The organism is Clostridioides sp. ZZV15-6598 (genome assembly GCF_020657705.1).
In the GTDB taxonomy this organism is placed as follows: domain Bacteria; phylum Bacillota; class Clostridia; order Peptostreptococcales; family Peptostreptococcaceae; genus Clostridioides; species Clostridioides difficile_F.
Window position 1 is genome coordinate 1 of record NZ_JAGWCS010000127.1, and the last position, 11,189, is coordinate 11,189.

The following is an 11,189-nucleotide window of genomic DNA, read 5'->3' on the forward strand; positions in this document are numbered from 1 at the left end:
ATACCACATTTAATAATTTATATCAGCAGTTTGTCGAACGATTTTAGATGAAAATAGAGCAAGACTACAGGCGAAAAATTTACAGAGATTTTTTCTTATAAATATATTTATTAAATTGGGAAAACATATATTTCTAGAAAAAATATGTTTTTTGACTATTTATTCGTTTTTGATGCCTAGTTAGATAATAAGTGTTGACCATTTTAAATATTTGATTTATTCTTAAAAAAAGAAAAAATATATAATTATTTTTTAAAATAAAATTAAGAGGTGATTTTATAAATTTAGATTTTCACTATCATAGTAAATATATTACAACTAAAGAAGTTGGCTATAATGAATCTGATGCAAAGACAACTGCTTATTCTGCTCAATATGTAGAGGAATCAAATAAAAGTATGATTGATGATGATGTAAATTTTACGCTTCCCACAATACAGACTAATTCAGAATCTGAAAAATAGAGAAGAAATTTACCACGAATTCGATGCAATTGAATGAGCATTGATACGATAATTAAGCATTATATAATCAAATACAAAATTGACACTTCCCACATTGTGATAGGAGGTGTATTTTTGTTGTTGTGATACAGCATAGTTATCCTTTCTTGACTACATACCATTCTTTACAAAGTAGAAAATGAATGACGCATATATCATTGAAATGTATCATATAGATAAACTAGGATTTTTAAGGAGGAACTTTATTATGAAATATAATAAAACAATAGTGTTAAGGAACGGCAAGGAATGTTGTTTGAGAAATGCAACTGAACGTGATGGACAGGATGTGTTAGATAATTTTAATTTGACACATATGCAAACTGATTACTTGCTTTCATATCCAGATGAGAATAGTTTTGATGTAACACAGGAAAGCCAATTTCTAAAAGAAAGGTCTGAGAGTGAAAATGAGATTGAAATAATTGCAATGGTTGACAATGTAGTTGCTGGGACTGCTGGAATTGAAGCGGTGGGTTCTAAGTATAAGGTGCAACATCGTGCTGAACTTGGTATTAGTGTTGTTAAAGAGTTTTGGGGGCTTGGGATTGGACGAGCGTTAATGGATGCATGCATTGAATGTGCAAGGGATGCAGGATATGTTCAACTTGAGCTTAATGTAGTTACTGAAAATATAAGAGCCATATCAATGTATGAAAGAACAGGATTTACTGAATATGGCAGAAATCCTAAGGGCTTTAATTCTCGCAAGGCAGGATTTCAGGAAATCATTTATATGAGATTAGAATTGTAACAAGAATATAATGAACAAACCAATTTCAATTTGCAAATAAGTGACATTATAGTTTTTTCCTTCAGAGATGGACGAGTCATATAATCCCCATTATCTAACAAGGGGGCACAAAAAACTGGAAACTGTATACTTGTAAGTACAAAATATCTTGTATAAATATAGAAAGATTAGAAGGTAGCAACTGGAGAGAGTTGTTACCTTCTTTTTTTATGATTGTTTTTCTATATTTTCTTTCCATAACAGGGTTGTGATTAAGCCAACAATTGTAATACAAAGACAAATGATAAAAATGAAACTTATTGAGTTTGCTAAAATCGCTTGTGCTTTATGGTATGAATCTAAAAATATAGTTGAAAGTTTTGTTGGTAAACTATTTTGGATTTCTTTAATAACACTTGTATTAGTTAGTATATCTGGATTTTTCAGTACTTCTGATAATTTATTAGGAAGATTTGCAATGTTCAAGGAAGCAAAACTTGTCTCTAATCTCATATTCATAATTCCTCCACATATAGCTGAACCAATAGTTCCACCAATATTACGGAAAAAAAGCATTAAAGAAGTAACAGTACCTATCTGCTGTGGAATACAAGAAATCTGTGCATTTACATTTGATAGAGGCATAGTAATGCCAATTCCAAAACCTAGAATCATCATACAAATTATCACAAATACATAACTTGTAGATGTAGATAAAAATGTAAGCCCAAAAATACCTAAGCACATAAGAATAAAGGCAAATAATAGCATTTTTTTACTTTTTCCAATTTTCGAATAAACAACACCAGTTATATTACTTGCCAATAAGAGCGCTATCATCATTGGAATTGTTATTATACCAGAAGTTGTAGCTGTTACTCCGATTACACCTTGAACAAAGTAAGGGAGATACATGATTGATACCAGCATCATAAATTGTGCTATGAAAGAAACCATAAAAGATTGGCGTATTATTCTATTTTTAAACAACTGCAAAGGAATTAGTGGTGTTTTGACTTTCTTTTCGACCTTAAAGAAAAGACCAAGTGCTATGATGCTAATTATAAGTAATGTCCCTGTCCACACTGAAATCCATTTAAAATATTTTTCAGCGAAGCTAAAAATACTAAGGAGTGGTATGATTACAAATGAAATAGTTACAGTTCCAGAAATATCAAACTTCCTTTTAAATTCAGCTTTAAAAGTAGGAAGTGCAAAGATTATGATGCATAACGCAATCAGTCCAATCGGAATGTTGATAAAAAAAATCCAAGTCCACCCTAAAGTATCTGAAAGTAAACCTCCTGCTAAAGGACCAATTACACTTGCTAAACCATACATAGAAGTAATAATGCCCATGTACTTACCACGTTCTTGTTGTGGATACAAATCACCAACTGCTGTAAATACACTTGAAGCGATAAAGCCACCACCAATACCCTGAAAGGCTCTAAAACAAATTAACTGTTCCATATTTTGTGAAAATCCACAACACGCTGATAAAATGCAGAATATTATAATACCAGTAATTAGAACTGGTTTGTGTCCATAAATGTCCGCCAAACTTCCACATACTAGCGTTGAAAGCGTTGCACATAACATGTACGATGTAAAAGGAAGTGAATAAAATTCAGAACCTCCTAAAGATGTTACAATACTATTCATAGCTGTACTTACAATGGTAGTGTCTAAAGCAAAGATAAGTAAACTCAACATCAATCCTATTAAAATTATTGGTCTATTAATTTTCATTTTGCTATACATATTGTCCTCCTTCTAATAACTATCAACTATATTAGTATTAATGATAGTATATGCATAAAAAATTTTGCTGTTAAGTTTAAAGACATTCAGCGTTGGTCTTCATATCTTAATCGTTATCAATCTCTATTTCTGAACCATAAAAATTTTTCTTGAATTCTATCAACCAATTGCAGAACAAATCATACATTTGTGCATTTAATTGAAGTACAGCCTTAGCTTGATATTTTTCATAAGTATATTCGATTGTTTCCATGATTTTTTTCGTTTTGTGAAATTCTTTGTAAAGATTGTCAAGCATTTGTTCACCTGTTTCTTTATCTACCTTACCAAGGTTTGAAATTACAGCAGTGAAATCAATATAAATACTAGCAGGATTTTTTGAGTATTTATCCATAAGTTGTAAAAAGTATTTTTCTCCTTTAAGATTTATAGTATATATTGTCTTTTCTGGCATTTCACCATCTTTAACAATCTCGCCATCAATATAGCCATTTTCAGCCAATTTATTTATATTGCGATACATAGATGGATAACTAACCTTTATCCACCAAGTAATATTACGGTTTTCTGCCACCTTTTTGATTTCATAAGCATTCATTGGTTTTTCTTTTAGAAATCCCAAAAGCATTAAATCAACAACTGACATAGTATTCACCTCTTTCATAACTATTACTTATACTACTATCAACTATACTACTATGTATTAAACATGTCAATACTAAAAAAATGGTTTGCAATATGTTGATAGTCATTGAAAATTTTTTATTTACCTTATTTTACAGTCATCTAATTATATGTTTTCTGTAAGAACAGTTTATACTATGAAATCTGCGTTACATTTGTCTTGTCATTTATCAAGAACATTACTCAACATACCTTAAAAACGATTTAAATAAGTCTTCTTAACAACCTAAAACATATGATATAATAAAAAAATAGAAGTGTATTCGCAGTACACTTCTATAGTTGCGATTAAGCATTCTCATGAGCGGGAGTGCTTTTTTCATTTCTCCAAACAAGATTGTTTACTGCATCAATGATTATCAAATCTATCTCATTTTATTGTAATATTTCTTTTGCAGTACAAATTAGATTATCTAAGTCAAAACTTCGAGTTATCTCCAGCTGTTTGTTATTTACAATTCTTTTCAGTATGTAAGTCTTAAAACACATTTATATCACCACTCATATTTATAAAAAATTAAACATATATTAGCCTCTAAAATAGTTACATTAACAATAAACTTGTATTTATTCTTTTTTCTCTAAAAATATATTTATAAGCAAATATGCAACAAACAAAAAAATCTCAATGGAACATAGTGTTATAGCGATAACTAGAAGCAATTGATTTTTCCCTGCACTATAAGCTATGAGGAAAAGGAATGTGAAGGTACATAACACATAGTTCATAATTTTAACTAATATATGACTTGTTTTCATTGTTAAGTATAAGTCTCTTTCATCTGCACTATCATGCAATTCTTCAGCAATGCCTTTTCTTGAAAAAGCATTACAAAAATTAAAGATTGCGATTGCGATTAAAAGGAATGATGAAATTAGGAATCTTTGCTCTTTTAAAATGCAGTAAATAACTATACTAGCACAACATAACATAGAAGCTATAATACCTACTATAAAACCTCGTTTATTCTTTACTTTCATGTTTTTTGTCCTCCATTTCTTTATTTTCTTTTAAACAACATAATTCTTCAACAGTTGTACTAAACACTTGTGCCATACGATAGGCAAGCATAAGAGAAGGACTGTATTGTTCTTTCTCTACTGAAATAATTGTTCTGTTTGATACATGGACTAAATCAGCAAGTTGTTGTTGTGTTAAACCCATATCTGTTCGAAATTCTCGTACTTTCGTTTTCATTCCATACCCTCTTTCTATATGAAGCTAGCTTCATGTGAAGTTAACTTCATAATATCTTGAAAAGAGTAAAATGTCAATTTCTTTTAGAGAAAAGATAAAAATAATCTAAAAATGTAGAGTGTATAGAAAAATTTACCTATAGTTTTTGTATAAAAAACCTCCTATTATTAATTTAAGCTAGATTGAATTTGAGGAAGTGACGTAAAAATGGAGCAACAAGAGGTAATAGACAAACTACACAGAGGGGAATTGATATTGATGGAATACATATGGAGGAAAAGCACTACAGAAATTCTATTAAAAATATTAGTAAAGATGAGAACATTAGAAAAGAAGAAGGTAGGTTTTCAATCAAATTATGAGGTACTAGTAACTAAAAAAGAATATTTAAGTGAAGATAATAACTTTTTCATAAGAATATTTACAACAATACATAAAAGAAATAATATGTTAGAAGAAAAATTAAAAAAATTTATAAAAAATATAGTAAAAAGATAATTTTATGTTTATATAGAAAGAAGGAACAAATTATGCTAAATAAAAAACTACCAGATGCAGAACTAAAATTGATGAAAAATATTTGGAATTCAGGATACAAAACTGTAATATCGAAAGATGTTGCAGATGAAATGGAGAACAAATATGGTTGGAAACATACAACTACAATTACACTTTTAGCAAGATTAACTAAAAAAGGTTTTTTAATATCTCAAAGAATCGGAAAACATGTACACTATACAGTACTAGTAAAAGAAAAAGAATATCTAAAACTAGAAGGTAAAAGAATTTTTGGAGGTTTGCATAACAATCCTTTATCAGAACTAATTTCCAAATTACATAATAAAGAGGAAATAACTTAAGAAAAATAACCGAGATAGGAGACTGGATAAAAAGTTGGCAGGATGAAGATTAATAGAGTAAAAGGTAGCTACTAATATAAGTGCTACCTTTTTATTGTTGTGGATAAGTTGTGAAAAACTTATATAAAAATTGTGGATAAAATATTTAACTGACAAAAGCATATGAAAAATACATAAAGATGTTGAAATAACAACATTTATAAATGAAACTATGATATAGTACTAATGTCAACAGCAAATAGTAAATAATTATAAATTTTATTATAGAGTAGTGAATTTAAGTGTACAGAGTGAAAAATTTGAAGAGCATATAGAATGTCAACTATTTATAAAAGACATAGTAGAAGAATTAATTTAATATATAAGCAGGATTTAGTTAGAGTATTGAACAGCAGAGTAGAGAAGTTGAATTGTTAAAAATTATATTGATTGTAATAATTTAATCTTTTTTAATAAAATATAAAAACTGTAAGATAAGTTTATTTTTATAAAAACTTATCTTACAGTTTTTGTTATTTAAGATTATTATAATTATATTATCATTTTCAAAAAAAGAATAAAAAATAATAATATAATTCAAATAGAATAGCTTATAATGTAGTATTGCAATAAAAATAATATAAATCAAATAAGCAGTGTGTTTGGAAAAATAACTTAAAATATTAGTTAAATATCATAAAAATGGTTAAAAGATAAATACATAAGACTTATAATTTAATTTGGGAAGAATTTACTGTTTAAAGTGTTTTATTATAGTATTTATAAAAGTATGTGTCTTATAAGTTAGATTTATATTAATATGGAATATATTAAACAAAGATACTATTCACATATTCTGTAACAATTTTTACCACTTGCTTTTGCTAAATATAAAGCTTTATCTGCTTTAGAAAATAAGTTTTTATATGATTTACTTGAATCTGTAGCAAAAGCAATGCCAATACTTAATGTTATTTGATGATTGTTTTTTACTTTTATTTTACTTACATCAGTTAAAATATTATTAATACTTTTTATTACAGAATCCTTTGTCAACGATTTCATAAATATCATAAACTCATCTCCGCCAATACGAGCAACTATATCTGTACCATTTGCATTTTGCATTAATATTTTTGAAACAGCAACTAAAACTTCATTTCCTTCTAAATGTCCAAAAGTATCATTTACAGTTTTGAAGTCATCAATGTCAATGACCATTAAAGCCTCACTATTTTTTTGTTCAGTGTTACAGAGGTACTCATCTATAAAATTTTCTGATGCTTTTTGATTATAGAGTTGTGTCAATGGGTCTCGTTGAGTTTGGGCAATTAATTTTTCAAATTTAGATTTGTCTTCAGTTATATCTTTCAAAACACCAATTGTTTTGATTGGATTATAATCGCCATCATAAATAACTGAACATTGAACACGAATCCATCTCCATTCATCTTTAGTTAATGATTCTAACTGTCGTATTTCAATTGTTTCACGGAGGTTTCCACGAAGTACTTCCAATAGCTTACCAATATCATCAAGATGAATATTTTTTCCATCTTTTAATATGTTAGAATAATTTTTTGTTTCAAAATTTTCTAGTTCAATTTTTCGGTCTATCTCAACTCGTTGATATCTTATAAAATTATCATTTTCAATGTCATATTCAAACATAATATCTGTAATATTTTGTAAAGCAATACGATAGCGTTCTCTCTCTAACTTTAATTCAGACTCTATATTTTTTAGTTGAGTGATATCTGTAATAATGCTATTAATTTTTACTATACCATCACTATTTAATGATTTCATTCCAGAATCTAACACCCACATTAATGTTCCATCTTTTTTACGTATTCTATATTCAGATGAATAGGTAGTGCCTTTTGCAAAACATCGTTGGCAATCTTCTAATGCTTTAGGTAAATCTGGTGGGTATACGGCACCTACTGCAGAGCCACCACTCATTTCAATAAACTCATCATATGTATATCCTAATATTTTGGGTAATCCTTCGTTGACATAGAAAAATGAATATGTATCATCATCATTGCTTCCTTTTAATCCACCATTGATATTATTGGTAATCATTTCAATTACTTCTGTCTTTTCCTTTAGTAATCTTTGCAAATAATCATAACTTTGTGTTCCTATTTTATTAGGGAAGAATTCATCAACTTGCATTTCACTGTATGGATTTGATATGTGCATATGTCTCACCAATAATTGTCCATTGTTTTCAATTATTTCAAATGTACAACGCTGACATACCTCTAAAATCATTTGGTCATTTTCTTTAGTACGAATAGTATATTTTCCTACGACCATACATCTATATTTATCTTCACTTACAACTTCAAATGTTTCATTATTCATATCACAAGAAGGGACTTCATTTTGACCAGCATAAAAATAGTTTTTTATTTCATTAAAAGAAGTGAGAAACTCTTGTTCTCCTGGACCAATCCAAGTAATATCTTTTGACAGATATCTTAATACCTCATCAATATCTCGATTTACATAAAAACTCATTAAAATATGTCTTACCAATTCTGATGCTTTTTTTGAGAGTGTGCTCATGATATTCCCCTTTCTTACTATTATATAAATTAATTATATTATACATTAATACTTTTAAATTAGAAAACTTTGTTGAACTATGACATTTTTATGAAATAAGAAAATTTTATGCAATGTTTTAAGTAAAAGTAGGTTTTTTATATAAAAACTTTTTTTATCTGTGTTAACTATGATTTATAGCATTAAATTATTTTATTATAAAAACACAAATAAATTAAATTTAGTTACTCTAAATAGCTGAGTGCTTTAAAAAGAAAGCTTAATTTTATTGCATTATATATTAACTTATAGCATATAGTGGGAATTTTATCATCAATTTGTCGAACGATTGTTATTAATTGTGTAGTTGAATGATTGTCATTAATTATATATAAATTAGAATTTTAATTTAATAAATCTATAGAGGTATTTATAATTTATTTAGAGTTGAGACAGTTAAAATTAAATATCTATTAAATTTTTTATTTTATCAACATCTATATACATACCTTGCGCAATAGACCTTCCATCAATTGCAGAAAGGTTACATTGTTTATACATAACTGTAACAATCTGACCATTACGCTTTATAAATCTGTATAAAAAAGGTTCAATATTATTTGTATCAATCATTTCTAAGCTTTTTTTATAAACGAAGTCTAAATCATCTGGATGAACAATTGCCCTTAAGTTGCCACTCATTTCACCAAAAAATTGTTCTTTTGTATAACCTATAATATCAAACATTTCTTCGTTCATATATGTAATAATCATATCACCAAATAAATCATAGCGAATAATACCTACAGGTAGCATTGAATAAAATTGTGATAAAGTACTACTTTCATCGAGATGAGTGTTTGTCATTTTAGGTATTGAATATGATTCAAATTCATTTATATAGCCAGCAGTTTTAATTAAATCTAAATGTATTTTTGTTAAGATTAATTTGTTTTCTGAAATAATACAATTTGCACTAAAATAGAAATTACTATATTTTTGATAATCAGTAGTTTCATCAGATAAAACAGCTTCTCCACTAATTAGTAATGAATCTGAACCAACATCATGTGGAGTTATACTTTTATAAAGAATAGAAAATTTTTTACCTTTGATATGTTTTTCAAAGTGTTCTATCACCTCAGGAAAAGATATAAGTTCTTTTTTGTTATAAAAGTCAAACCATTTAATATTTTCAATAACATTTGCTCTTAGTTTTTGCATATCTTGCATAATAAAAAATGCATCAAAGATTTTTTCTATTAAAGATTTTCCTATGTCAGAATATCTAATAAACATTTTATCTGAAGTATTTTTTTTGGATAGTAACTTTTCAAATTGTTTACATTCCATAGGTTTTGCATAATAAAAACCTTGAGCTATGTCACAGTTTATACTTTTGATAAACTCTACTTGTTGTTTTGTTTCAACACCTTCACACACTGTAAGCATACCAAGAGCTCTCGCAATATTTATTATAGAATATAAAATTGTTGTGTTTTTAAAATCGTTTAAGTTATGAGACAAAAATATTTTATCAATTTTTATTACATCAAAAGGAAGGTTTTGTAACATACCAAAGGAAGAATATCCAGAGCCAAAATCATCCATTGATACAGAAAAACCAAAAGAACGCAATTCATTTAGTTGTTGAATAATTGTATTTATATTTTCTATCAGTACATTCTCTGTAATTTCAATGCTAAAATTTGATGTAGCTACACTGTATTTCTCAGTAATACTTTTTAAAGTGCTTGGAAAATTAGGGTTAAAAAAATGAAGACGAGAAAAATTACAACAAATTGGAACAAACACATCATTACTATCAATCCATCTTCTTATATTTCTACAGTTCTCTTCGAATAAATATAAATCTAATTCTACTATCAATCCAGATTGTTCAAATAAAGGTATAAATTTATCTGGAGTGAGAAGTCCTTTAAGAGGATGTCTCCAGCGTGCAAGTGCTTCACATCCAACTATAGTATTATTTTTTATATTATAAAGTGGTTGGTAAAATACCTCAATTTGTTTATCCAATAAAGCGTATGATATTTCTGATAAAAATTCTTTATCATTTTCTAATTTATTGTAAAAATTATTATCCTTAGAATCAAATGAAATGTATCTATTTTTACCTTCACGTTTAGCTTTTTTTAAAGCACTATATACTTGATTTAAAAGTATTAAAGTAGTTATATCTGATTTACCATCCCAAATAGTACTACCAATACTAAATGTAACATTAGAATAGACTTCTTTTTCATTAGGAAGCTGTATTTTTACTTCCCTAGCACATTTTATAATAGATGTTCCCATATCATCTAATTCTTCTTTTGATACATTTGGGATAGCAATTAAAAATCCTTCGCCTCTTAAATGTCCAACTATACCTTTAGATTTTGGAATATAGTACAATAATTTTTGAGTGAGATTAATTAATAAATTTTCTCCAACTAGGTATCCATATATATCATTGAATAATTTAAAGTTATCAATATTTAATAACATAATTCCAATTGAAGTATTTTTTGAAATACAATTATCAATATATTGATATATAAATTTTCTATTTGGTATTTTAGTAAAAAAATCTATTTCGTTTGAGACTTTTAATTTGCAATTTCTTTTCTCTAAATCTTTAGACAATAGCTCTACTTTTTTATTTAACATTTTTATATAATCATGATTTGGCATAGTATTCCTCCATAAGATACTTTGATTTTTTGATAATAACTGTGTTTATACTAAAAATATTTAAATGTTAATTAATATTTGAACAATATACTTAAATAATATATCAATATTATTAAATTTATGAAGCGATATTTCGGAAATAAAAGATAGCATATAAAAATATAATCGCATAGATGTAAATATAAAGTCAAATATATCTTTTGAAAAGCTTAGAG

At 27.2% G+C, this 11,189-nt stretch carries 10 protein-coding genes; 4 read left to right on the plus strand and 6 right to left on the minus strand.

Translation table 11 applies throughout. The features are described 5' to 3' along the window. Nucleotides 1-278: 278 nt before the first annotated feature. Nucleotides 279-464 (plus strand): DUF6765 family protein, encoded by a 186-nt coding sequence (locus KGF50_RS22605; protein WP_413926833.1) that lies wholly within the window; start codon nucleotides 279-281, stop codon nucleotides 462-464. 247 nt (nucleotides 465-711) lie between these two features. After that, nucleotides 712-1,257, plus strand: coding sequence for a GNAT family N-acetyltransferase (locus tag KGF50_RS17525; protein ID WP_227849255.1), 546 nt, complete (start codon nucleotides 712-714; stop codon nucleotides 1,255-1,257). A 207-nt stretch (nucleotides 1,258-1,464) separates the two neighbouring features. Here KGF50_RS17525 and KGF50_RS17530 read toward each other — a convergent pair whose 3' ends face one another. From KGF50_RS17530 to KGF50_RS17545, 4 genes are all read right to left on the minus strand, one after another. Then, on the minus strand, nucleotides 1,465-3,000 hold the full coding sequence (locus KGF50_RS17530) for an MDR family MFS transporter (protein ID WP_227849256.1): 1,536 nt from the start codon (nucleotides 2,998-3,000) through the stop codon (nucleotides 1,465-1,467). 106 nt (nucleotides 3,001-3,106) lie between these two features. After that, nucleotides 3,107-3,646 carry a PadR family transcriptional regulator gene (locus tag KGF50_RS17535; RefSeq protein WP_227849257.1) on the minus strand — a complete coding sequence of 180 codons (540 nt, stop codon included), beginning with the start codon at nucleotides 3,644-3,646 and terminating at the stop codon, nucleotides 3,107-3,109. A 605-nt stretch (nucleotides 3,647-4,251) separates the two neighbouring features. Then, nucleotides 4,252-4,665: a hypothetical protein gene (locus KGF50_RS17540; protein ID WP_227849258.1), complete on the minus strand. Its 414-nt coding sequence runs from the start codon at nucleotides 4,663-4,665 to the stop codon at nucleotides 4,252-4,254. Continuing rightward, on the minus strand, nucleotides 4,649-4,882 hold the full coding sequence (locus tag KGF50_RS17545) for a helix-turn-helix transcriptional regulator (protein WP_227849259.1): 234 nt from the start codon (nucleotides 4,880-4,882) through the stop codon (nucleotides 4,649-4,651). The genes KGF50_RS17540 and KGF50_RS17545 overlap by 17 nt, the downstream gene beginning before the upstream one ends. Before the next feature lie 207 nt (nucleotides 4,883-5,089). Here KGF50_RS17545 and KGF50_RS17550 point away from each other — a divergent pair, with 207 nt between their 5' ends. Together KGF50_RS17550 and KGF50_RS17555 are read left to right on the plus strand one after the other, a co-directional pair. After that, nucleotides 5,090-5,380, plus strand: coding sequence for a transcriptional regulator (locus KGF50_RS17550; protein ID WP_227849260.1), 291 nt, complete (start codon nucleotides 5,090-5,092; stop codon nucleotides 5,378-5,380). A 32-nt stretch (nucleotides 5,381-5,412) separates the two neighbouring features. Continuing rightward, nucleotides 5,413-5,742: a BlaI/MecI/CopY family transcriptional regulator gene (locus tag KGF50_RS17555; RefSeq protein WP_413926832.1), complete on the plus strand. Its 330-nt coding sequence runs from the start codon at nucleotides 5,413-5,415 to the stop codon at nucleotides 5,740-5,742. Nucleotides 5,743-6,564: 822 nt separating this feature from the next. On the opposite strand, the gene KGF50_RS17560 is transcribed toward KGF50_RS17555, so the two are convergent. Together KGF50_RS17560 and KGF50_RS17565 are read right to left on the minus strand one after the other, a co-directional pair. Beyond that, a complete protein-coding gene (locus tag KGF50_RS17560; protein ID WP_227849261.1) occupies nucleotides 6,565-8,298 on the minus strand; it encodes a sensor domain-containing diguanylate cyclase in 1,734 nt (577 codons plus the stop codon). 441 nt (nucleotides 8,299-8,739) lie between these two features. Continuing rightward, nucleotides 8,740-10,974 carry an EAL domain-containing protein gene (locus KGF50_RS17565; RefSeq protein ID WP_227849262.1) on the minus strand — a complete coding sequence of 745 codons (2,235 nt, stop codon included), beginning with the start codon at nucleotides 10,972-10,974 and terminating at the stop codon, nucleotides 8,740-8,742. Between the last annotated feature and the right edge of the window lie 215 nt (nucleotides 10,975-11,189).

Coding starts and splice junctions, on each gene's coding strand:
- KGF50_RS17525 (WP_227849255.1), top strand. CDS start 712: ATGAAATATAATAAAACAATAGTGTTAAGGAACGGCAAGGAATGTTGT.
- KGF50_RS17530 (WP_227849256.1), bottom strand. CDS start 3,000: ATGTATAGCAAAATGAAAATTAATAGACCAATAATTTTAATAGGATTG.
- KGF50_RS17535 (WP_227849257.1), bottom strand. CDS start 3,646: ATGTCAGTTGTTGATTTAATGCTTTTGGGATTTCTAAAAGAAAAACCA.
- KGF50_RS17540 (WP_227849258.1), bottom strand. CDS start 4,665: ATGAAAGTAAAGAATAAACGAGGTTTTATAGTAGGTATTATAGCTTCT.
- KGF50_RS17545 (WP_227849259.1), bottom strand. CDS start 4,882: ATGAAAACGAAAGTACGAGAATTTCGAACAGATATGGGTTTAACACAA.
- KGF50_RS17550 (WP_227849260.1), top strand. CDS start 5,090: ATGGAGCAACAAGAGGTAATAGACAAACTACACAGAGGGGAATTGATA.
- KGF50_RS17555 (WP_413926832.1), top strand. CDS start 5,413: ATGCTAAATAAAAAACTACCAGATGCAGAACTAAAATTGATGAAAAAT.
- KGF50_RS17560 (WP_227849261.1), bottom strand. CDS start 8,298: ATGAGCACACTCTCAAAAAAAGCATCAGAATTGGTAAGACATATTTTA.
- KGF50_RS17565 (WP_227849262.1), bottom strand. CDS start 10,974: ATGCCAAATCATGATTATATAAAAATGTTAAATAAAAAAGTAGAGCTA.